The sequence below is a fragment of the Aliivibrio fischeri genome (assembly GCF_009727955.1).
Classification (GTDB): domain Bacteria; phylum Pseudomonadota; class Gammaproteobacteria; order Enterobacterales; family Vibrionaceae; genus Aliivibrio; species Aliivibrio fischeri_A.
In genome coordinates, this window is record NZ_WOBR01000004.1 from 1,026,661 (window position 1) to 1,050,484 (window position 23,824).

The window sequence follows — 23,824 nt, forward strand, 5'->3', positions numbered from 1 at the left end:
TATTACGGTGCGCGCTACAATGCGCACCTAAATAATTATGAGATATTAAAATGGAAGACGCACAATACGTTGTTGAGTGGGAAGAAACCACCACATTAAATTTTGAAGGTGCTCAATTAGTTTCGGCTTACCACACTTGTGAAGAAGAAGGCGATGAAACTGAACTTGAATTTGGTGAAGGCTGGTTTCAAGGTAAAGATGGTGAAGAGTACCGAATTGAAGTTCAAATGGCTCCTTTCCATCCTTATGATGAAGATCCTGTTCGTTTAGCTAACATCACAATTAATGGTGAAATCGTTAAAATTCTGGAAATTGCAGAAACCATTGATGGCGAATTCTTCATTGAACCAAGTGATAGCGATTACTAAAGCACAGTCTTGAATACTAAAAAGCACAACATAAGTATGTTGTGCTTTTTTAATAGGTATCACTGGTAAGCTTGGTATTACACGCTCATTATGCTACACATAAAGCATTATTTACCAATACCTTAAATTCAATGAGAGCCATCATTCAACAATTTGGACCTGCATTAGAGTCTGTGCAACTCGAACCTTACTCCCCTTCAGAACCACTAATTAATGAACTTCAAGTAGAAATGAAGCTCAGCACGATTAATCCCTCAGATCTAATAACAATTTCAGGAGCCTATCGCTCTCGAATAACGTTACCATTTGTACCTGGATTTGAAGGTATAGGAAAGGTAACAAAATACTCAGATTCGACATCTATATTTTCAATTGGTGACAGAGTGCTGCCTATTGGTACTGCTGGCGCATGGCAAAAATATCGAAACACAAAAGAAGAGTGGTGCTTTACCATTCCAGAAAATTTGAGCGATGAGCAAGCAGTAACATCATACATAAATCCGATGACTGCATGGTTAATGCTAACTGAAGCTCTCAATATTCATTCTAATATGTCTATTATTGTTAATGCTGCTAACTCAGCAATCGGATTAATGCTTATTCGAATGCTAAATCATTTAGGCATTACACCGATTGCTTTAGTTCGCCGAGACAACACGATAGAAGAATTTGAAAACTGCAGAGTTCACACCATCATCAATACATCAAATAATGCTGATTATCAAAAGCTACTCGATATAACAAAAGATAATAAAATCGATGCTGTATTAGACTGCATTGGTGGAGATGATGCCCTTTTATACACCCACATCGTAAAAGAACACGCTCAGTTTATTAATTATGGTTTATTGTCTAAGCAACCAATTCCTGCTGATTTCTGGATTCAACGCCCTGACATTCAATTTTCATATTTTCATCTTAGGCAGTGGATACATTCAGCTGAAAAGCCGCTGATTCAAAACAAACTGAATGAAGTAATGAATCTTGTTCATCAAGGAATTGCAGATACAAAAATTGATCGTTATTTCTCTTTAAAAGAAATTCATCATGCGATTCAATATATTGAAAAAACCAGAACGGTTAATAAAGGAAAGGTTCTTATCACTTTTTAATAAGAACCTCTAAATAACTACTTAAATATTTTTTCCATCGACAGGTGTGGAATATCGGCTTCAATAAACTCTTCGCCATAAGGTCGAAATCCCAGTTTTTCATAAAACTGAATCGCGTGTTTTTGAGAGCCTAAATATACACGCTCATAGTTTTGGCTTACCGCTTCTTCTATAAGTGATAATACAATTTTAGAGCCTAAACCTTTAGAGCGATACGCTTTTAAAATCGCAATGCGTCCAATATGGCCATCACTTAAAATGCGTCCAGTTCCAACCGCTTCTCCATCACAATACACAAGCGCATGAACAGCACTTGAGTCTAAACCATCAAATTCAATTTCAGGATCGATCTCTTGCTCTTGAATAAAAACCGAATCTCGAATAGAACGGATTTCCTCTTTTTCATTATTTATATACGCGACATTTTTTACTTCAAACATGTTTCCGTTCTCTTTATTAACGATTAACTCAATGTACCGAAAGTCACCGTATGAATAAAGTGAAAATCAATAGTTAGACTGTAACGATAAACTTAATAATGTGATAAATAGCCCTATACTCTGAATTGCAAATGGGTATTTGGCATCTTTCCAATGCATACTACAAAAGACAATCGCTATAGGATTGAAAATAATACACAACAACCCCCACACAATACTCTGGCTAAAAGCCTCTAAGACTAATAAAGCACCGCCAACGAGAAACACCACAACACCGAGCCAAACAAAAATATCAGCCATTAAAAAAACACCTCATTTATTCAATGACCATAAGGTACTTAAATGCATAAACTGAGTGTGAGTCCACAATTGAGACTCGTATTTTTTACGAACTATTTTAATGTTTGGTTCAGTTTGTATTAAGGAAAAATTAATCCACTAAAACCAAAGAGTCTAAAATGCCTTTTCCACTATGAATTCCACCTTCATTTTCACTGGCAGGCTTACTACGAATTAAATAACCCGCATAACCATCCAGTTCAGTAACAGGCTTACCATTGTAGTAAGCGGTAAACAGCCCTATTTCACTCACTAAATCATTTACAAGAGTCTGTTCACCATCTCGAACAGCTACCGTTGGTGTATCACGTTCATGAGGATATAAGCGCTGCATTAACGCCCATGCGTCATATTCTGCAGCATCTAATTGATTGAGCTTTTGGGTAATATCATCACCAAAAACGCAATGTCCACCACCTTCACCTTGATTTTTTAATACCCATTCAGACTTATTCGCATTAAGAGTAAACCAATGAATAGTATCGGCATTAATCGGTTTCATATCAGCGAATACGCTTTTAACCAATGATGCCTCATCTTTGCTTAACCCCCAACGGGCATATTCACTTTCTGGCATCATAGTTAACAACATTTGCATTGATTTACTGGTCGCTAATTGCTGACTAATCGTTGCATTCACCGCAACATGATGCTGTTCAATAAACAATCTTGTTTGGCTCAACGTATGACAACAAATAGGCTCATTAAGCTCTGCTGAGAAATAATCCTCATACTGATAGCCTGCACGTAAATAAACCACATCAACAGCACCAACGTTTTCTAGCAATAAGCGTTTATTATCACCACTAGATAGCTGAGTTCTTAATTGTTCAAACGTTCTTCGAACCGTTCGAACACCTTGCTTTTGGAGTTCAACTTCCAACAAATGTTGGTCATACACGTTATCTTCATTCTTTTGTACAACCATCAAGAATGTCGGTTTACTTTCATTACCAAAATGCGCATTTACCGATTTCGCTGCCGCTGCAATACCATATGCAAGTTGTTCTAAACCTTGATTTTCAGTAGGCACAGCCGATGCATCTTCAATCCATTGGTGATACGTATTTGGCCATTGCTGTTTCATAAACGCATGAAGCTCTGCCGCTCGTTGACCAAAAGGCCCCATGCCAGCTGCAATACCATTAAATTCAATGACTTTTGCACCGTGTTGACGATCATCCATAAAATCAGTTCGCATCAATAATAACGGCTGACGCTCAGCAACAAGTTTATTATGAGCGTCACCATGCAGTTGTTGATGTAATGACATTAATAAACCAAAGAACGGATCAGCTTTTGCCATATCACTTAATGATGATTGGAGAAAATCATGATCTTCAGAAACGTTATGGATTAATTTAGTGATTAACGGAGTCACTCTCAACAAATGTTGATACACATCACGCTCGATACTCATAGGAGCGATACTAAATGGACAATGTCTTGCCGTACTATCTGCTTGTCTGAATGCTACCCCATGCATGATTGCCCATTCACATGCATCTTCAATGATTTGTTGAGAAACCAACAGTTTTTTTTCTGTATTCATTTTTATAACTCTAAATTCAATAACTCAAGCTGCGTTAATTCCAGCTAAACCAAGTGTGCTATTCTGATGTTCATTTTCTTCTTGCGCTTTTTGCGCTAAATATAAACTTCGGTAATCACCATCTTGAATAATAAGCTCGTCATGCGTGCCACTTTGAACCACTTTTCCTTTATTCATGACCAAAATTTGATCCGCATTTTTTATCGTTGATAATCGATGAGCGACCATGATTACTGTTCTCCCATCTTGAATATTTTCTAATGCTTCTTTTACTGCTTCTTCCGTTTCACTATCAATATTTGCAGTCGCTTCATCCAATAAGAAAATACTTGGTTGGTGCGAAATAGCACGAGCTAATGCTAAAAGCTGCCTTTCTCCCACTGAAAGTGATGCGCCGCCATGCCCTGGTTGATGCTCATAACCATTAGTTAATCGATTAATAAATTGATGTGCTTTTACCTGCTGCGCTGCTGCAATTACCTTTTCTTTATCTGGGGCTGAATGTGATAAATTAATATTTTCAATTATCGAGCCACTAAATATAGTTGGGTCTTGAGATACTAAACCAAACATTTTTCTCAATTGAATTTCTGGCAGTGATTCAATTGGTTGGCCTCCAATTAAGATGGAGCCTTTTTGATGCTGGTAGAATCGCATAAGCAAATTGATTACTGAGCTTTTTCCACTACCCGTATGACCTACTATCGCCGTAAACTTCCCACCTTTAGCGACAAAACTCACATCAGATAAAACCAAATGTTCCTCATCATAACTTAGATTCACACTCTTAAACTCAATATCATACGGTGTTACTAACTCTGCAAATTCTTGAGGGTAACGATTCTGTTCTGATTTTTCATCTAGCAACTCAAACACTCGTTTTGATGCAACAGTCGCCACTTGTAATTTACGTAACTCCATTGAAAGTTGTCGGAATGGGTCAAAAAAACGTTCTATATAATTTAAAAATGCATATAGCGTTCCGATTTCAACCACTGTCGTTAATGATGCATTAGCGAACCACGCTACAATACCAACAGCCGTTAAATTGGAGACTAAACGAGTTAATGGAATAAGCATTAAGCTATCAATCGCGATTGATTTCGTTCTAAACTCAAACCAACGTTGGTTTTCTTTTTCAAACTTATCTTTAAACACTTTTTCTTGATTAAACGCCTGAATCAGTGACATTCCTTGTAACGATTCGTTAATACGTCCATTAATATTACTGACCTGCTCTCTAATCCCATTAAACACTGGCATTGAGATTTTTCGATACAAATGCATTGTTGTCAGTAGTATCGGGATCAAAACTAAGCTCAATAACATCAAGCGCCAATCCAAGATCGCTATCGCAATAAATATCGCAATGATGTGTAAGCTACCTTGAATGATTGTAGGTATCGTTGAAACAAACATATCACGCATCGATTCAGTATCATTAGTGATATAAGAAACCAATTTACCAGCGGATAATTTATCAAAGATGCTGATTGGAAAATTCAGCACATGATTAAACAACTGTTTTCTCACATCATTAATCACTAACAAGGCACTGTGACGAAATGACACCGCTTGCAAATACGTAAATAACGCTGATATCACATAAAACACCATAACTAAGCTAACAAGCCCTATCAGATGTGGCCATTCAAATTGCTGCGGTACGATAACGTCATCAAGGATAATCTTCGCCATCCATGGAATCGCCATTTCTGCACTTATCGCTACCGATAACATCATAAACGCGACAATAAATCGCATTTTATGTGGAAGAGAATAAGCGACCAATCGTTTAAACAAGAACATATCACTTGGTTGCTGTGCTTGTTCTTTACTCATTATGATCTCCTAGTTTCTTCATCTCTGTACCATTAGGAATTGAGATCTCTCCAATAACGGTGTTTAGTTGACTTTGTCTCTGGTAAACCATCGAATACCAACCTTGATTAGCCAGTAAGTCATGATGTGACCCTTGCTCTTCAATTTGCCCTTCATTTAATACAAAAATTCGATCAGCTTCGATTAAATTAGGTAAACGTTGTGTTACTAACAACATGGTTTTATGGTTGTAATTTTCTTTTAAATTTCGACGAATAATCACTTCAGTTTTAATATCTAATGCACTGAATGGATCATCTAACAGCAAAATATCCGCATCAGATAATAAGGCTCTTGCAAGCGTTAACCTTTGGCGCTGTCCACCAGAAAGGTTTCCACCACCTTCTCGTAACTCAGTATTAAACCCGTCAGGCATGGCATCAATTTCGTTTTTAATTCCTGCCATTTCTGCCACGTATTGGATTTGCGCTTCCGTTGCCTCTGGTTTAGCTAATGCGATATTTTCAGCAATGGTCCCTGAAAATAAGAACGGCTTTTGCGGAACCCATGCAATCTTGCTACGCAAAGAATGAAAAGTTAATGATTGCACTGGATAACTATCAATACTTATGTTTGATGAATGTTCTAACTCAAACTGTCTTAGAATCAAATGCAACAAGGTACTTTTGCCGCTACCAGTTGGCCCTGTAATACCTATAAATCCACCTTCATCAACCGTCATATTTATTCTTTCAAGTGCCCGTCGGTTCGTATTTTGATAAGAAAATGAAGTTATATTGATATCCAATGACGCTTTCGCATCGGAAGGCAATGTAACACTACCTTCAACCACTTCTTCTTTTTCTGAAAAAAGTGCATCTAAACGTTTCCATGACGTACTACCTCGTTGGAAAACATTAAATTGCCAGCCAAATTGTAAAAATGGTCCTAACAACTGACCAAGATATAACGTAAACGTCGTAAATAACCCCACTGAAATCTGATCATGGTTAATTAACCACGCGCCATAAGCCAATGAAATAACAAACGATAAGCCGTAAATAAGTTGAATTGTCGGTGCAAATGCGGCATCCACTTTTGCAACAGCTAAATTAGCTTCCAGAGTTTCATCCAGTGTTTTACCAAAACGTAGCTCTTGACGTTGCCCAATTCCATGAGAACGAACCGCACGAATCCCCGAGACAGTTTCACGAGCTTCTTCATTTAAATGAGCAAAACTGGCTTGTGCGCGACCAAATGTTTTATGTAAATTAATACCATAATGCTTAGTGATATAAACCAAAAATGGAAATGGTAATAATGCCACTGCAGTAAGCTCACCACTTACGATAAAAATCATTCCGAAAATTACAGTTAAGCCAGCGATAAAGGAATCAACTAAAGTCATGATCCCCATACCTGTCGCTTCTTCAACTGCATTCAAATCATTCGTTGCATGAGCCATTAAATCGCCCGTACTGCGACGAGAATAAAACGACGGTGACAGCATTGAAAACTTTCTAAATAAATCTCGACGTAGTACTTTCGCAATAGCAATCGAAGCACCGTATAACTGACTTTGCCACACATAACGTAAGCCATACATAGCAATCGCTGAAATGACAATGCCACCAATGTGGACTAACAAATATGGTACTGTAAGCTCATTACTACTGACGCTATCAACAATGCGGCCAATCAACCAAGAAGGTACCAAACTTAATAAAGCCACCACTTGCAATGCAATGATGGCGATAATGTACTGGCGTGAAAACATCTTGATGTAACCACGCAATTTCCACAAAATATTCATTAAATTACGCTACGACCTCTTCTGTCTCACAATCACACTGCAAATCGTTTTTTTTCTGAATAAATTCATCAAAACTCATATCTTGTAATGTCTCCATTCTTTGCTGTTTAGCTAAAGACTCGCCAACTAATCGGGATAAACCTGCCATTTCTTCTTTATTAATTTCGATATCTTTATGCTGTTTAAAATACATTTCAGATAATCTTTGTGTTACGTGTTTATATGACAGTTTTTCATCTTTCATTATTGTTAATATTTGCGCTGATGGCGTTAAATTACTATCTATAAATTTAACCTGTTCACGCTCAATGCCTTGTTTATGTCCTTCTGTAGCAAACACATTATCTAACCATGACGCAACTGGCATCATTGATGATAATAAAGTCAAGCCAAGCTCTTTAAGCTCTCTATCACCTTGTTGCGTTGGTAGTAATAGCCCTTCTTTTCTCCCTTCTGTTGCCACTAACTCTTGACGACGAGCAATTAACTCTCGTTCAGAATCTGTTAACTCAGGGCTTGTTGCTAAGGCGTTATATGTAAGAAAAGCATCTAAAAAATAGCTTTGGTCTTCACTGATACCTAATGGTAATAGTGGATTGTTATCCAGACTACGTAGTTCAATATATTGAATACCGTGATGACACATCGCATACAAAGGGCGTAATTGATCACTAACGATTTTAGGTCTTACAGAACCGTATAGCTCATTTTCTAATTGTAAGACCGATGCATTCAGTTGCTGATCTCCATTTAAATGAGTATAGCGTTCACTTGGTGTCGTTAATGCGTGACATAAATCAGCCAAATACTCTTGCTTACTATTAAAGCTTGTTGGATAAAAAGATTGCTCATTACTGCTATATCCCATGTTACTCAAGCGTAAAGATGTCGCCCATGGCAAATAATAAGTCTCGTCATCAAGAAGATTTAAAGCGTGTTCTTGATTGATTAAATAACTTTTATCTACCGCAGGTGACGCACCAAATAAATATGGAATAATCCAACCATTACGTAGGACATTACGAATCAAATGAAAATAACGTTCTGAAATGAAATCATTTAAGGATAATTCACTACCAATATGTGAATGTAATATTTCCCAAAAAGAATCAGGTAATGAAAAGTTATAATGAATACCTGAAATTAGTTGCATTCTTTTTCCATAACGATTCGCCAATCCTTCACGGTAACGTACCTTATGTAATCCAGCATTTGATGTTCCATACGCTGCGATCTTAATCTCATCATCACTTGGCAGCTCAGGTGGCATACTTGCTCCCCACATGATTTCATTATCAGGCAGACGAGTAGCGACAAAATGATGTAAAGAAGCTAACGAATCAAACGTCGTCTTTCTTTCCGTCATTGCTGGAGTCACCAACTCTAATTGTGCTTCCGCAAAATCAGTTGTGACGTAAGGGTGCGTTAAAGCAGAGCCTAACTCTTCTGGATGAGGTAAGTTTGAAATGCGGCTTTCAGGCGTCGTACGGATCAATTCTCTTTCAATTCCACGTCGAATGTCATGCAGTGTATTCATGGCATTTTCATTGTTTAAAAAAGAAAGAATATGAGGTTCTAGGTATTTCACATCTGTATTTTTCATTTATGTTCTTCATCAAAATGTTTCTAACAACTTGAAGACGCACAGATAAAGAAAAAGACGCAAAAAAATTTCAATAAAATGAAAAATGATAAAGTAATTAGACAAACGGTAAATAATGCGTTTATTTACCGTCCAGTTGAAAAAGAGAGAGTAAGATTATTTCTTAGGTGAAGAGCAGTTAGTTTTCTTAGGGGTATAACCTGTAACCATTCCCCCATCATTGATTTCAAAATCGCAACAAGTCATAAGATTTTCGCGAAACTTAACTCTCCCGCGCTGAATTCGACTTTTAGCTCCCGACAATGATAATCCTAATTTATCTGCAATTTCTTGCTGTGGAATACCTTCTAATTCCGCTAAACGAAGAGGAACACTGTATTTATCAGGAAGCTCATCGATTAACGGGCGCATACACTCTGCGATTTCTTTCCGAGCCTCCTCTACAGCGTCTTCATCTTCTGCAGCTAAATCTTCCGGTAACTCATCATAAGACAATTTATTTCGATAAAAATCCATAATCGTATTATAGGCAATCTTATACAACCACCCTTTCAAGCTGCCTTTTGATTTTAGCTGATGCAAATTGCTACTGGCTTTTATGTACACATCTTGAAGTATGTCATCAACTGCACTCTCATCATCCACTCGTTTATGAATATAATTATGTAATTGTGCTTTGTGATTTTGCCATTCTGACAACATAAAGACAGGCCTCAAATAAACTAAATACCTCCTAACATTATCAGCTCTAGCATTTGAACAAAATAAGTATTTAATCATCAAACAGTAAATTCATGACAATATAAATACAAAAAAGCCTCAACATTTCTGCTAAGGCTTAACTTAAATAGGTATGCATCACTCTATTTACTATGTGATCACTCACTATCATTTTCGTTTAATACATTCGACATCAGCTTTTTTAATCTCGCTAAATCAATCGCACTTGAACGTACCGTTAACTTCATATGATCGTAATCGTATTCTTCATTCACCACACTCATGCTTGAACGGATTTCTCCCATTATGCCTTTTGCATCATAAGGAACAATGATTTCTTCTTCTATCATCCCTTGCTCAGAAGCGTTAACAATGTATTTATGCAATTTTGCTACATCAAGAGGATTCCTTGTTGATGTCATCATCGCATCAGGAAACTCTTCCATTAATGCTTGTTGCTGCTCAGGAGTCAGTTGATCAGATTTATTTAAGACTAATAACTTATCAATGCCATCAACGCCCACTTCTCCAAGTACCTCATGTACAACATCAAGCTGAGTTCTAAAGGTTGGATCTGAGGCATCTACTACATACAGTAATAATGAAGCATCGTGCGCTTCTGCTAACGTTGAGTGGAAAGAAGCGACCAAATCATGGGGTAATTTTTTTATGAACCCTACGGTATCTGAAACAAGAATTCGAGGTTGAGTTTCTGGATACAGCGCACGCACTGTTGTATCTAGCGTTGCGAACAATTTATTTTCAACAAGCACTTCACTGCCCGTTAATGCACGCATCATTGAAGATTTACCAGCATTGGTGTAACCCACTAAAGCAACACAAAACAGCTCAGAACGCTGAGCTCGTCGACCTTTCAGTTCATCTTGAACACTGTCTAACTCTCGACGTAATTCAGCTAATTGATCTCGAACTTTACGACGATCCAGCTCTAAACTTGTCTCACCCGAACCTTTACCCATTTGGCGTTCACTGTCACCAATTGAAGATTCTCTTAATCTTGGGGCGACATAATTCAGGCGAGCCATTTCAACTTGAAGACGAGCGGTACGTGTACGAGCATGGCGACTGAATATTTCAATGATAATACCCGTACGATCGTATACCTGAACACCAAGTTGATTCTCTACATTACGCAGTTGAGATGGACTTAAATCACAATCAAAGACAACGACATCGGCACAGCCAAACGGTAAGTTCTCTGAAGGAATATCATCAAAATCAGTTTCATCAAAGAAATCTTCGGTATCGGCATCCGTACCCTCTCCTTGATTACCTGTGATGTGTGCTATTTCTGCCAACTTACCAGCACCTAACACACTCATCTTTTGCGTAGAGGTTTGCTTTTGAGATTGCGTTCCGACAACTTTAAAACCTAATGTTGTCACCAAGCGAGCAAGTTCAGCCAAGGATTGTTTGGCTTCCTCACCTTTAAATTGCGGTGTACAAATAGAAATAAGTAAGGCGTTATTAAGTAGCGGTTTTTCAGTTAGTTTCATGATTTTATCTTAAAGCACCGGAGTGCAAGCCTGATTTTAGCTAAAGTTAGTCTAATCCTACGCTGTTATTAAGAAGCTTGATAGGTAAATAGAAATTAAATAAAGAATAATCTTTTGGTTAATGAGAAAGCTCAGCACAATCTATTTTGAGCAACTGGTTTTATTGCAACGAGAGACTCCCGTTAACCAATAGGACACTCGATAACGATTTTTAGCAAAATGTAGATAGCACCAATCTACGAGCAACTTAATTCCCGGCCATCTAAGAGGAGCATAAAGCCAACCTTTACCCACTAATTTCCATGCGAGATACGTTACATCTAACCCGAGAATCAACTCACCTTTCTGGTTTAATGCATGTAAAACCGTATTTGCAGCCTTTGGGTCAATATTAGGGTATTCAGAAAATGCTTCACTATAAATATCAATGGTTTTTATCACATTGTTTTTGTCTTGCTGTTTGAGCGCTCTCATCTCTTTTGCACACAATGGACAAGTTCCATCATAAAAAACGGTTAACTGATACATATGTACCTCTATGTTTGAGTTCTCTATGTTATACGTCAGAGGTGACTTTTCAGATCAAGAGAGGATTTAATATTAAGCCAAATAAATGGTCAGATAATTTTGCAGAAAAATGGATAAGAATAATATGTAGGCTATAAATACGAAAAAGCCCCAGCATTTCTGCTAGGGCTTAGAATGTGGCGGTGAGTGAGAGATTCGAATTCAACTCCAACCATTTGATTTGAATACATGTGAACACAATCACCACCATGTAACGTCATTTATGAAAACACTGATGAGTTGGATAATTAATATTTGCTTTCAAGAGACATAGAGTATAAAAGTTCTGCTATTTCTTCTGAACTTAGTGGTGCTTGAAAACACTTCCAACCTAGTTTAATCCATTTCTTAACCTCATCAAATTCAACATGATCAGCGAATATGCATACCTTACTTTTTATCCAAGCAAGTTCTACCTCAGATATACTCTCTTTATCTACCTGAATTTTAAAACCACATTTCGGTGGTGGAACACGCAACTCCATCAGTGTTCTGCATTCATCTACCAAAAGAGTTAAATCCAGAACCTTTTGCCAGTCATCCATTACCGAACCGACCTCAACACCTGGTTCTATTTTTGTTGAAAATACGTTATTCCCTGCTGCTTCTACAATGAATAAAAAATGAGATGCTCGCGTAAAAGCGATATATGCTTGTGAAGCGTTATTCATAACTCTTTGGCTAAAATCGACTAAAAGTACAACCTTGTTATCTAAACCTCTAAAGTTTTTGATTTCTGAAAAAGTTAATTTATTTCGTGGGAGATTTTTGATGTTGAAATCATCGATTTGAACGACTTGATTCAACAAGTGAGTCGACAAACTTGAGATAACACTATCTAAAAATGTGTTTGGTGAAAGAATTGTGATATCAGAGAGGAGATAGCCCATATTAATTAATTTTGCTATGCCCCTTTCGATGTGCATAACTTCAGCTTGTCTTGTTGAAGAAGAGAATACCTCAACATTTGAGCCATCAATTTTACTAGTTGGTATGGCGTCTACATCTAGGACTCTTGATAAAAAGTTCAATATAGGTCGCGTATAACGATAAGAAATATCTAACGTAAGACGAACATCACTGTATTCTTCAATTCTTTTTACAGAAGACACTGAAAGGCCTCCATAAGAACCGCTTTGATTTACTAAGTCTTGAAAAAATAACCACTTCCCCGCAGGTAATCCGCCTTTGATGAAGCGTTCAATTACCTCTAACTTCTTTTCGTCATACATATCCTGAGCTTCATCTACAATTACAGCATCATACTGATTAACAAATGCTCTTCGAGACTCCACTTCCAAGCTGTCAATAGTTGCAACTACAATATTTACCGAGCTTAAGTTGTATTTAAGTTTATTTTTTAGCCACTTAGACTCACACAATATCAGAAGATTCTCTTCTCTACTCACGTACTCTTTAGCCAAGGCCTCTATTACAAAAGTTTTTCCGGTACCTGCAGCACCTTCACAAATTGTACGCTTATTATTTTCAAACGCAGTTACAACCTGTTGTTGCATGCTGTTCAAGTGATTAAAAGAAGAGAGCGAAATCTCTTTTGAAATAGAACCAGGTCTCAAATAATTCGCGATTGTTTGAATTTCTTCGTAGCACAAAGCCTTAGGTTCATCATTTTTACTAACCCAATATTCAATGAATCTGCTCAACCAAGAACGAAAGCCTTTAAGATTTGTTTTGGTTCCGCACATTGCTTGATCGTACTCAACAGAGTCATTGAGGCTAATTGTGTTAGGAACAAACACTCCATAACCAATAGGTACATTCGCTAGAAGAAAACCATTGGAAATTAACGAATCTACTAACGAAAATAATGCACCTCGAGATTGATTAAATGGGTTTTGTATCGCATGAGTCTTTTGTTTTGACTTAGAAAACCACTTACCTTGCTTTTGAAAAACTCGCCCCCCTTTCACCTCGAAAACAAATATTCCTTTAGTGCAAACCAATATAAAATCGATCTCACTTATACGTTTTTCGCGATGTGATACTAAGTGAAGTGAGTTAAAACAAATAGCTTCAACCATTTCAATATTACGGAAAGCATCAAAGATAACCAACTCCGCATAACTATCATTATTATAAGGTTGAGGAGGGCTTATTTTCATAGTTGATTAATTATACTTGAGAATTTTTTACAATGTTTAACATACTCTTTTTCTGCTTCATACGTAGATAATATTGCATTGAAATCTACGTCCTCAAATGCTTTATAAGTAATCATCTTATTCGAAAAAAGATCAGAATTTGGTAAGATCTTTTCAACTGCTTCGCTCAAATTAGCAGGAACATACTTAACACCATTCACATTCACATTTTGTGTAATGTCTTTTGATATTAAAGCAAACTTTTCATATAGGCGATGACCAATCTCAGGAGTTTTGGAGTCTGAAAGTATATCTATCAATGTCGTTAGCTTTTTATACTTACTCTTAGACTTTACATGCTCCATCTTATTAATATGTAAATAATATTCATACATGCGTTCAATGACATAAGTTTCAAGCCCATGAATCCCTCTAACATCCTTAGGTAACTCATAAAACTTATCTCTAAGTCCATAAGAAACAGCAATATTTAAGTAACCTTCAGCAGTAATACTCGTAATTGGCTGCGTAAACAATTTTTCCGTTTCGTTGAGCAACGCAAAAATTGTTACGATCTGTTTAATAAACTGGCTAACTTTTTCTACACATGCAAACTCCGCCATTTTTTGAGAGTTCGTTCCATCTATTTTTCCTTTCTGAATATCTATGGCATATTGTTTTATCGAATTAAGATACTTTGATGCACTGACTGAGTCTAAACCTGAGCCTAGGTCTGAGTCAAAAAATGGAATTAAACGATCTAGAACCTTATCTTGTTGATCACATGAGATTAACGCATCAAAAAACTCTTTAAGAATCAGTTGATCTAATTCATTGATATCTAGAGAGTTCCCAAAATATTCTTCGCTCCAATTGATAATCTTTAATGAGCTTCCTGAACTTTCTTTTCCAAGTCGAGATAGTTGTTCAAATGCTTCGTGAGCCTTCTGAGAGTTCTTCGTCATGACATATGTCAAAGCTAAACTCGCTCCATACGCACTCATTTTTCGTAAGCTATCTTTTGCTCTCGTTACTTTATCTTGATCAAACGTAGTGTTGTTTGTAATTGCGCCAACTTCAAGAATGTCTGGATCTTCGAGACTAAATAACTTACCAAACTCCGTCGGTTTAACTATCAATTTAATATCAAGCAACTGTTTTGAAACCCTACCAGATACACGAGTTAGATAATCAAAGTGCTCTTTAGCTTCTTTATCTTCAAAATAGATTTCTGAGATGAGATAAGTCGGTAAAATACCGTCTAATTGAAACCAAGACGATGAGTCATTGTATTCAAGAAGTGAATCTTCAATTGATGAGACAACAACAACGGCAGTTTTAAGGTTCTCATCTTCTTCTTTAGATAAACGAACCCCTTGACTTGGAATCTTATCTTTGCCATTAGATTTAAGATACATAGGTATCGTGCTAGGAAACAAAGACAATTGATCTGATAAGTAATTATTAAAAGGAAACAGACTTGCTGGAGTAATAAACCCAAAAGAATAAAACTGAGCAAGATTATCTACACAAATAGGAATGTGGAATTTTTTCTTAGCCATTAAATTGTATCTCTTTCTAAAATATTTTCGTCTACTGGAAGCAGTGCTTCTACAGGTTTATTTGGACATAAAGCACTTTGCATTAAGAACAACTCATCTTTTGCTCTAGATGTCATTACATAGAGGCGTTTTCTCATCGCATCTTGATCCGCGCCGATAATCTGAAGCCCATCTAAAATGACATAAACTGTATCAAACTCAATCCCTTTAACCGATTTATCACATAAGACAACAATGCCCCCAGATGAAAAATCAATATTAACATTACTTTGTTTTTGATTGCTGGAATAACTGGAAACCATTGGTCTTTCATTATCCCTCTTAATATCAATTTGAGAGAACTTTTTAACGTAATCTTCTCTTTTTGTCTCACTCGCGACTATAACACCGATTAACTTCCCACTGTCTCTATCTGCGGTTCTTAAGATAGTTTCTACGCATGCATTGACTGTCGAATAGCTCAAAAGCGTCGGTTTTAACAAAGATGGCCGTTCTGGGAGCTTAGGCAACGGACTAGCTCTGTCTGTATAAAAGTGCTGACAAAACTTGGCGATTGGCCCTGTATTTCGAAAGTTTTCGTCCAATTCAATAACATCACTCGACGATAACCCTAAGACTTCTTCTAAATCGCGCCTGCTCGAGTTATCTTCTGTTATCTGTTGATTTTGGTCCCCTACAATAAAAAAGTTCTCAAAACCAAGCTCCATCAGCGACTCATAATAACCAGAGGGTAAATCCTGCCCTTCATCTATTATCAGATCTTGCAATAGTATCTTTCCATAATATGAAGAAAAAATCTGTTTAAGCTGTTCGTAGTCTGGATTTACTTCTTTGCGTTTTTTTTCATTAGCTGAAGGCGCACGCTCAGGCATAAATTGCTCTGTCAATTGATACTGTGTTTGATATAGCCAACTCATTGCTGTTGTCAGATCACATTCTGACAACTGTGACGTATGTGCCGCAAGTACGTGGTTAAATGTCAGAACTTTTGGCGTTTTATCTTTGCCTTCATACTTTTTCATTCGATGTAACGCTACTACTGACTTACCAGTACCTGGAGCTCCGACCACTAAGTACTGCCCATCTAATGGTAATCTAAGTACCTTTTGCTGTTGTTTAGTAAGATTATGCAGCTGAGGTAATTCGTTTATTCTTTTACTCACTTAAGTTCTCTCTTATGAATTCCACTAAAGATGGGACTCCATGCTCCCTATCACCTTTAATCAATACCCGATCTAAAAAGACATTGCCGTAATCACAACTAGTATCAGGTACTAAAGTGCAGCCGTGACATGCCGCCCTGTTGAGACCATCTCTCCCCTGTCCACCATGGTCGGAACATACAGGATCAAGGGTACACCACTGCGCTCTTTTGATTGCACTGTCCAAAATAGCCAAAAAAGACTTAGGCTCAGCTAATTCCATAAGCCCACCTAAAGATCCACTTTTATCAGCTACTGCTGTGTATATCAAAAAACCATTCATATCAGCTTCTCTAGAAGAGTAAATCCGTTCAGATAAAGATGAAGCCGGATAACCGCATTTGTCTTCAAGCTCCCTGATAAATAGGTGTGACAGCGTATGCAATAGAACAAATTCGGGCGTAAGCTCGTCAACAACTAACTGGCTTTCAGATTGCTCGTAGTGAAGTGCTAGCTCATTTACTCTTCTTGCTATTACTTCATTACTAGCCCACGTTCGTAGCCAGTTGGTGTTTAAACTGATGAAAATCCCTTCCCCATAAAGGTTGATTGCAGGAAGCCATTCTGCATCACCTATAATATTTGGTTGAACAACTTGAGGTTTATAATCATCTTTACCTTCCGAGCCCTTTGATTTATTATCAGGTTCGTTTACAGGCTCTAGATCCCGTTGGGATCGTAAAAAACCATTAAAGACTTGAACTTTTCTAAGCCGTTCAACTTTGATCAAATCTTTAATTATATAACTTATATAAAGAAGATCCTGTGGTAAATATAACCTTAATTCGTTGAAGAAACTGGTCAAGTGCAGAGTTTTAAAATCAGCTGATGGCGAAAATGTTTGCTTTGTAATCAAGGCTCCATACTCTTCTTCTTTCATCTGACCAGGTGTACCTATTAACTCTTGATCCTCATTTTCATCACAACCAAACTCATACGCATTAAGTGCTTTTTCTATCTCCTCAATAGACAAATCAAGCTTTCTTGCTAATTGACTCAACCTCCTTTTTTTTAGTAGATTATTAGGTGCATTCAAAATACCATCAAAATCATCGGAATACTTCAGCACATCACCAATTTCAGTCGAGCCACCGTCATTATTGGATTCTGGGGGGATTACTAAGCCCTCACTAACAATCGGCGAGTAAACGCTAGGGTGGTTTATTTCAACGACTTCACCTTTTCGCTTTATACCATCAGGCTCTTTAGGGACGGTTTCACATATCCAAGGCTGTGGTTTAATCGGTTTTAAACCCAACTTAGATGGTTCGAACTTAGTAACACTGCTGCAGTTTGTACAAGTTACTTCATGACGTCCGTTTTTAAATTTGACTTGAAGATAGTTAGAATGATGTGAGCGATAACATTTTTCCTGTCCCCCCATTGGAGGGGTTACGTGTTTCGCTTCATCGTCATAGGTGTAATGACATAGATAGTTCCAACCGACATCATCAAGATTGCCAAAATTATCAACAACGCAATATGTTCCTTGACTCATAACCCCAGAGCTACAGTTTGTGCAGCGAGGTTTACTCGTTGATTTGTGTGGATTATGAAGCCAAGGATTTAAATCTAATTGGCCACACTCCACACATTGCAAATAATTAGGAAATAGAACCGCAGGGATAGCTTTTTCGAGATCACTATCATTATCTTCATTTCCAGTGGGTGGTAGGTATAGTCTTTGCGGAACCTCAAGACATCTTTGAATTCGCCTAACATTCTTTAATTCGTTTTTATTATCTGGAATACCACTCGAAAACCAATGCCGAGTATCAACTATAACTCCCGTATAGTCATTCTCCAATCGAGCAATACTTCCAACACCTTGTTGTGCAGCGATATGTGATAACCGTATTGCAGTCAATTGTTTCTTCATCGCTTTAATCCTCGAAAAGTTTTTACTAGGGTGCTATCTTCCACAGTTCGCATCGACGTTTGAACTTCCCAGAGACCATCCCTCATTGAATCATGAATTTTCATCAATGAATTAGAAGCTCTGTCTTTACTATTAAAATGGAGTTGCCTTTTACTTTCTTTGCTTTCCTTTGCATAATGACACCATTCATCGACCAACTCATCTAACATATCTAAAGTAGTTGTTAACTTTATCGATTGTTCTAAATTCTGGAGTTCTGTGCTAAAAGTGCCTTCAATGGCATTCTTTATTCTACCTTTCAAAATTAACACTAATTGCTGAATGTCCTTTCTTGATGCTTGAAATTTATCTGCATCACCATTTTCTGATAAGCCTATATCAGACATCCTTACTGCAATAACTAAAGTAGCGTGGAGAGCTCGTTTCAGAGCTTGGTATGTAAATGGGGTCAGACTGGTTGGCTCAACATAGCGATAGAATGATTCATGGTACGCTCGAAAGTTCTCGTAGTGTGAAAGGCTACTCGTCTGAGATTTATAGTAATTCACAAATACAACGCCTGGTACATCTCCTCGACCGACTCGACTACTTGCTTGAATGTATTCCGAAGTCGTCAACGGCTGACCATTAATAATCATCACAGCTAACCGCTCTACATCAAGACCAACCGAAATCATGTTTGTTGATAGGGCTACATCTATAGCGGACTGACTGTCGCACTCTTGCTCCAATTCAGAGAACGTTTGATTGTTTTTTTCCGCTCCCTGTAATGATGTAAGCGATTTAACGTTAAGAACTCTTTGTAAATTCCTCTTTCTTACAGCAAGTTCATCAGGTGATAAGCTTTCAGAATACTCTAATAATTTTTCTTGAATTGACCGACTTATTGGCCCTCTAAACGAAGCGTCACTCGTAGCAACGCCTTTCAGACTGCCGTGATATATCAACTGCGTCCACCATGCATCTCTATAATCAGGCTTTCCTTCAAAGTGCATTTCTGGAGCTACGGCAATTAAACTTGAAAGAGGCTCTAAAGACTCTCTTTTGGCTTTACTAAAAGCCATATACCCAACATATAGACGACCTGCCTTCTCATTAACAGGGATCGTTTTAGCAAAATATGAGTCGTTATGCTCCAAGCCTGCTGGCGGAAATACAGCCGAAGATTTGCCATATAGAGCTTTAACTTGCTCACTTGCGTTTCGGATGGTTGCAGTTGATGCTATGTATTTAGGGAAAATTCCACGTTTAACTAAAGCAGCTTCGATTCCAACCTCATAGAGACCGACTATTGAGCCTAGCGCCCCCGATATTAAGTGCAGTTCATCTTGAATAATCAATTCGGGCGGGCGTTTACCTTTTCCTCCAAAAAACACTTCAGCCCTAGAATCCCAAGCTAACATTGCAAATTTATCAACAGTTGCCAAAAGCAGAGTTGGCGGACGATCATATAATGCTTCGTCAACTGTTGAACACGGAAGCATTGGCGCTTCACTCGAACCAAACTCACATGAATCATTAGTACATACAAAATCAAAACGGCTATCTGTTGCGACGTAATTACTCTTATCAAACTTAGATTTGCACCAAGGACATGACGTTATACCTAGTTTTTCAAAATTATTATTAACTAATTCTTGCTGCGCTTGATAGAACGTATTTGGCGTACTTTTACTTCCGACCCATAAACCTAATGTGAAAGGAGTATTACCTAAAAGATGTTCTGATTTTCTTCTAAGTAACTCAAGAGCACACACGACTTTTGCGGCACGAACAAACTGCTGCCCCGTCAAAAGTGTTAATGTATAACGCATTATTGCGACAGTACTATCTTGGCTATGGGGATAGACTAAGCGACGATATACAAAAACCATAGCCATAATCCCTAAGTACGCTTCTGTTTTGCCGCCACCAGTAGGGAACCAAATCAGATCGACCAAATCTCTATTAATATCACCATCATCAATAGATGATTTCATGACCATCAAAACAAACGCTAATTGAAACGGCCGCCAATTATACTCTTCAAGTCGTGCTGAACCTTCCCCTGCAGCCATCTGTTTCAACATCGCCGCATTCATAAATGCAAATGAGAGCCTGGCACTTTTACTATTTCGAAGAAGTTCTATGCCTTCAGAAATACGTTTATGTGCCTCATTAGCTCGATTAACTATATTTTCGGCAACTGGCCTCTCATGCAAATCCATTAATGCAATCGTAGTATGTTGTTTGTCAATCCAATTATGGTAGTCATCTGCAAATTTAGTAAGGTCATTTAATACATTAAGATCTTTATGACAACTTGATAAGTACTTAAAGTTTAGATGCCTTGTCTCTGATCCTGCCGTATTGGCAGTTACACTAGGAACTTCAACTTTTGGCATAAAATTGGATTTTATAACTCTGTAGTGGTTTTCAACAGACCAGTCAACACCTACAGCATGCCCAATTGCATAGCTCTTTACATTTTTATATCGAAGCTCAAGTTCTTTTTCCTCTTCAGTCAGGAGCGAAAAGTCCTTTTGGGGATAACTCTGCACATCCCCTTTTAGTACAGTACAGCTTAAGTTCACATCAAAAAGAGTGCTTTTAGCCATTCTACTATCATTTTTTTCGGTATTCGCAACAACTTGCCGATTAGCTAAAGTAACAGTAACGATGAATCCATCCTGAAAAGATCTCCAAGTTACATATACTTTTCCTCTAAATTCATTAGGAACCGACGTCGGAAAGATATCTGTTTCGGCTTGAAAATAACTTTTCGTAGATGGTTTATAAACATCAAGAGAACCTTGATTACTATCCTTCGAAGTTTTTAACCATCGAAGTTTAGATGAAGTATCTGGATTTTCTTCAAAATAAGTGGCTGAATATTCGATTGAAAGTTGAATTTCACTCCCAATAACATAAAATGAAAAACCTGCAGAAGATGGAGCAGTGCTTGAGGCAACACTGTTTCTTTCTTTGCTTAAGTCACTCTTTCTAAGTTCTGGTAATGGTCGAAGCAACCCTATATGAAATAAGTTCAATGGATTTTGATTAACTCCTTCATCCATTGTTCGGATCAAGTTGTTTTCAACAAAGCTAACAAAACCATTTCTTTCATCTGCAAAATTCACATAATCCTCACATAGCTAATAAATTCTGGGAAAAAACTAATCTAGACAAATCTTCAAATAATCAATACTTATTAGATAATTAGCTTACTGTACATCCAAACGATTCAATAACTCACTAGTCAATTGATTTAAAACAGATAATACTTCTATTGTTGAGGACTAACTGCTATCCCAAGTAAGGATAACCGTAATATATTCAATGTGTATACGTTTGACTTTGAGTACGATCAACCACATAAAACAAAAAATTATAACTTATTGTTTCCGACTCAATTTGTCGATACCGAAAAAACTAGATTTGGCTAGAAAGCCTTAGAACAGACAAGAGGATAAGAATAACGAAAAAGCCCCAGCATTTCTGCTAGGGCTTAAAATGTGGCGGTGAGTGAGAGATTCGAACTCTCGGTACGTCAAACCAGAGGTTTGGTATTGTCGCCGTACACAAATCAAAGACTTAAATACTGAATTAAACTACATAATTAGTTATTTGTAGTACTTAGTGTATGCTCTATCTTATTTAAAATAAAGTTATTAATCAAAATTATAATATAACACTTCCCCCTTTTAACAGTCACGCACAAACCCTGTTCATGCATACTGTTAACGGTCATTTTTATTTTAAGTGTATACATAATACGCTCATAATATTTGTGCCTCCGCGTCACAAAAATAAATCCTAATGCATACTATCTTAATATCAATCAATATTGGTTGGTATTTAATTTAAATTTAATACAGGAGAAACTCTTATTTCTAATTACCCAAATAAGCATTTACGCTATGTAGCCATGCCTATACCACTATTAAAGATAAATACAATAAAGTCAGTAGATAAAGTATTGTATTCCGTAATGATGAACGACTATCCTTTCTATTTAAAAGAGAGAGGTGTGTATCAACCTGCAATTAGCATATTAGCAAGAGATACAGGCTCTTCAGAAAGTACAATTAAACGCTCTCTATCATCATTAGAAGATTTAGGTTATATATCTGCAATTTCAAAAAAAACTGGATGCGTTACTATATGGCAGGTATATGAAGTTGATAAAGATGGGCTACCAAAAACGGTTGAAGATGTTATAACTGATAGAATAGAATCCATCACAGGAATAAAATCAAGTACAAGTCAGTATATGGCTACATTAAACAATGATACAAGTTCAGGAACTGCCACTTTACCTCAATACTGGGAACCTGAAGATATAGAAGAATCCCCATTTTAATCATCATTTCATTTTGACACAGGACCTTAGGTCATAACGACCTAAGAACCTAGTTCATAGTGCACTACATACTATCCTCTATTCTACCCTCTTACTATCTTATTTAGATTAATACTGTAATAAGAGATAGAATATAAGATTAGACATCTTTCAGTAACGTTTCTTAAAATAATCGAGGCAATTGTATATATAACTACCTAATTATAAAATTAATTAATAAATCCATTATCCATCATACTAGATATGATAATTCTACCTATTTTATCGCTATCACTCTCTTCTAATATTGATAGAACACTTGGTACTTGACGAGCATTATAACCGCCCAATTTAACATCAAATGCAGCTCGATAAACAATTCCAGCATTATTAACCAACTCTACTTTAACCTTACTTACACTATAAGTTGATACATTATTATCGCATGTAATCGAACCTAAATTATTATAGCACTCTTGACCATAATCATTTTCTCCATGAGCTACATTTAAATTAACTCTTAATACATATTCAGAAGAATTACCTTTTAACTCTCTTTGTATAACTTTTTCACCATCCAAAGCATAGTCACCAGATTTCCCAACAATATTATAGTTTTTAATTTCACCTTTTATTTTTAACTCCATCTTACGTGATTTATCCAAACTAGAACCCGAAACTATCAATAAAATAGTATCAGATTGCTCTATTTTAATGTTTTGGTACTTCTTACTAATGAAATTATTAATAGTTTTATCTTGCTTCATGGGATACTGACTTCTATCAGTATTCATTGGCGTACACCCACTTAAAGCAAGTACGGCGATTCCAAACAGTATGTTTACCTTCTTCAACCCGTTAACCCACATAGATATATAAACCTTATTCATAACATCTCCATCCAAG

General features: G+C 37.0%; 18 protein-coding genes. 3 read left to right on the plus strand and 15 right to left on the minus strand.

The features are described from left to right. The first annotated feature begins 50 nt into the window (after positions 1-50). Both GNP81_RS08020 and GNP81_RS08025 read left to right on the plus strand, forming a co-directional pair. Entirely contained in the window at positions 51-368 is a 318-nt protein-coding gene (locus GNP81_RS08020; RefSeq protein ID WP_005418675.1) for a hypothetical protein, read from the plus strand. 71 nt (positions 369-439) lie between these two features. Then, a complete protein-coding gene (locus GNP81_RS08025) occupies positions 440-1,480 on the plus strand; it encodes a zinc-dependent alcohol dehydrogenase family protein (RefSeq protein WP_236798230.1) in 1,041 nt (346 codons plus the stop codon). A 17-nt stretch (positions 1,481-1,497) separates the two neighbouring features. Here the strand turns inward: GNP81_RS08025 and GNP81_RS08030 are convergent, their stop codons facing one another. The 14 genes from GNP81_RS08030 to GNP81_RS19505 all read right to left on the minus strand — a co-directional run bounded on the left by GNP81_RS08030 (position 1,498) and on the right by GNP81_RS19505 (position 21,716). Continuing rightward, positions 1,498-1,920, minus strand: a complete 423-nt coding sequence (locus tag GNP81_RS08030) for a GNAT family N-acetyltransferase (protein ID WP_155673462.1) — start codon at positions 1,918-1,920, stop codon at positions 1,498-1,500. Positions 1,921-1,986: 66 nt separating this feature from the next. Further along, positions 1,987-2,220: a hypothetical protein gene (locus GNP81_RS08035; protein WP_005418671.1), complete on the minus strand. Its 234-nt coding sequence runs from the start codon at positions 2,218-2,220 to the stop codon at positions 1,987-1,989. A 130-nt stretch (positions 2,221-2,350) separates the two neighbouring features. Then, positions 2,351-3,811 carry a glutathione synthase gene (locus GNP81_RS08040; protein WP_155673461.1) on the minus strand — a complete coding sequence of 487 codons (1,461 nt, stop codon included), beginning with the start codon at positions 3,809-3,811 and terminating at the stop codon, positions 2,351-2,353. Between the two features lie 24 nt (positions 3,812-3,835). Further along, on the minus strand, positions 3,836-5,653 hold the full coding sequence (locus tag GNP81_RS08045; protein WP_155673460.1) for an ABC transporter ATP-binding protein: 1,818 nt from the start codon (positions 5,651-5,653) through the stop codon (positions 3,836-3,838). Further along, the gene (locus GNP81_RS08050) at positions 5,646-7,445 is read right to left on the minus strand and encodes an ABC transporter ATP-binding protein (RefSeq protein ID WP_155673459.1); all 1,800 of its coding nucleotides are present in this window, start codon (positions 7,443-7,445) and stop codon (positions 5,646-5,648) included. Before GNP81_RS08050 ends, GNP81_RS08045 begins: the two co-directional genes overlap by 8 nt. Positions 7,446-7,449: 4 nt before the next feature. After that, positions 7,450-9,048 carry a glutamate--cysteine ligase gene (gene gshA / locus GNP81_RS08055; protein WP_155673458.1) on the minus strand — a complete coding sequence of 533 codons (1,599 nt, stop codon included), beginning with the start codon at positions 9,046-9,048 and terminating at the stop codon, positions 7,450-7,452. Positions 9,049-9,204: 156 nt separating this feature from the next. Next, entirely contained in the window at positions 9,205-9,750 is a 546-nt protein-coding gene (gene sigZ / locus GNP81_RS08060) for an RNA polymerase sigma factor SigZ (RefSeq protein ID WP_155673457.1), read from the minus strand. A 176-nt stretch (positions 9,751-9,926) separates the two neighbouring features. Further along, positions 9,927-11,285, minus strand: a complete 1,359-nt coding sequence (gene hflX / locus GNP81_RS08065; RefSeq protein ID WP_155673456.1) for a GTPase HflX — start codon at positions 11,283-11,285, stop codon at positions 9,927-9,929. Between the two features lie 141 nt (positions 11,286-11,426). Continuing rightward, the gene (locus GNP81_RS08070; protein ID WP_155673455.1) at positions 11,427-11,813 is read right to left on the minus strand and encodes a thiol-disulfide oxidoreductase DCC family protein; all 387 of its coding nucleotides are present in this window, start codon (positions 11,811-11,813) and stop codon (positions 11,427-11,429) included. 287 nt (positions 11,814-12,100) lie between these two features. Then, on the minus strand, positions 12,101-13,975 hold the full coding sequence (locus GNP81_RS08075; protein WP_155673454.1) for a nuclease-related domain-containing DEAD/DEAH box helicase: 1,875 nt from the start codon (positions 13,973-13,975) through the stop codon (positions 12,101-12,103). Next, positions 13,972-15,516, minus strand: a complete 1,545-nt coding sequence (locus GNP81_RS08080) for a hypothetical protein (RefSeq protein ID WP_155673453.1) — start codon at positions 15,514-15,516, stop codon at positions 13,972-13,974. Before GNP81_RS08080 ends, GNP81_RS08075 begins: the two co-directional genes overlap by 4 nt. Further along, positions 15,516-16,679 (minus strand): AAA family ATPase, encoded by a 1,164-nt coding sequence (locus GNP81_RS08085; protein ID WP_155673452.1) that lies wholly within the window; start codon positions 16,677-16,679, stop codon positions 15,516-15,518. Before GNP81_RS08085 ends, GNP81_RS08080 begins: the two co-directional genes overlap by 1 nt. Continuing rightward, the gene (gene drmB, locus GNP81_RS08090) at positions 16,672-18,597 is read right to left on the minus strand and encodes a DUF1998 domain-containing protein (protein ID WP_155673451.1); all 1,926 of its coding nucleotides are present in this window, start codon (positions 18,595-18,597) and stop codon (positions 16,672-16,674) included. Before drmB ends, GNP81_RS08085 begins: the two co-directional genes overlap by 8 nt. Beyond that, positions 18,594-21,716, minus strand: coding sequence for a helicase-related protein (locus tag GNP81_RS19505; RefSeq protein WP_155673450.1), 3,123 nt, complete (start codon positions 21,714-21,716; stop codon positions 18,594-18,596). Before GNP81_RS19505 ends, drmB begins: the two co-directional genes overlap by 4 nt. Before the next feature lie 890 nt (positions 21,717-22,606). Between GNP81_RS19505 and GNP81_RS08100 the strand changes: the two genes are divergently transcribed. Beyond that, complete coding sequence (locus tag GNP81_RS08100; protein WP_155673449.1) at positions 22,607-22,939, plus strand: helix-turn-helix domain-containing protein; 333 nt, start codon at positions 22,607-22,609, stop codon at positions 22,937-22,939. A gap of 209 nt (positions 22,940-23,148) precedes the next feature. Here the strand turns inward: GNP81_RS08100 and GNP81_RS08105 are convergent, their stop codons facing one another. Beyond that, positions 23,149-23,808, minus strand: a complete 660-nt coding sequence (locus GNP81_RS08105; RefSeq protein ID WP_155673448.1) for a hypothetical protein — start codon at positions 23,806-23,808, stop codon at positions 23,149-23,151. Positions 23,809-23,824: the final 16 nt, after the last annotated feature.

Coding starts and splice junctions, on each gene's coding strand:
- GNP81_RS08035 (WP_005418671.1), bottom strand. CDS start 2,220: ATGGCTGATATTTTTGTTTGGCTCGGTGTTGTGGTGTTTCTCGTTGGC.
- GNP81_RS08030 (WP_155673462.1), bottom strand. CDS start 1,920: ATGTTTGAAGTAAAAAATGTCGCGTATATAAATAATGAAAAAGAGGAA.
- GNP81_RS08020 (WP_005418675.1), top strand. CDS start 51: ATGGAAGACGCACAATACGTTGTTGAGTGGGAAGAAACCACCACATTA.
- hflX (WP_155673456.1), bottom strand. CDS start 11,285: ATGAAACTAACTGAAAAACCGCTACTTAATAACGCCTTACTTATTTCT.
- GNP81_RS08080 (WP_155673453.1), bottom strand. CDS start 15,516: ATGGCTAAGAAAAAATTCCACATTCCTATTTGTGTAGATAATCTTGCT.
- drmB (WP_155673451.1), bottom strand. CDS start 18,597: ATGAAGAAACAATTGACTGCAATACGGTTATCACATATCGCTGCACAA.
- GNP81_RS08040 (WP_155673461.1), bottom strand. CDS start 3,811: ATGAATACAGAAAAAAAACTGTTGGTTTCTCAACAAATCATTGAAGAT.
- gshA (WP_155673458.1), bottom strand. CDS start 9,048: ATGAAAAATACAGATGTGAAATACCTAGAACCTCATATTCTTTCTTTT.
- GNP81_RS08050 (WP_155673459.1), bottom strand. CDS start 7,445: ATGAATATTTTGTGGAAATTGCGTGGTTACATCAAGATGTTTTCACGC.
- GNP81_RS08045 (WP_155673460.1), bottom strand. CDS start 5,653: ATGAGTAAAGAACAAGCACAGCAACCAAGTGATATGTTCTTGTTTAAA.
- GNP81_RS08070 (WP_155673455.1), bottom strand. CDS start 11,813: ATGTATCAGTTAACCGTTTTTTATGATGGAACTTGTCCATTGTGTGCA.
- GNP81_RS08105 (WP_155673448.1), bottom strand. CDS start 23,808: ATGAATAAGGTTTATATATCTATGTGGGTTAACGGGTTGAAGAAGGTA.
- GNP81_RS08075 (WP_155673454.1), bottom strand. CDS start 13,975: ATGAAAATAAGCCCTCCTCAACCTTATAATAATGATAGTTATGCGGAG.
- sigZ (WP_155673457.1), bottom strand. CDS start 9,750: ATGTTGTCAGAATGGCAAAATCACAAAGCACAATTACATAATTATATT.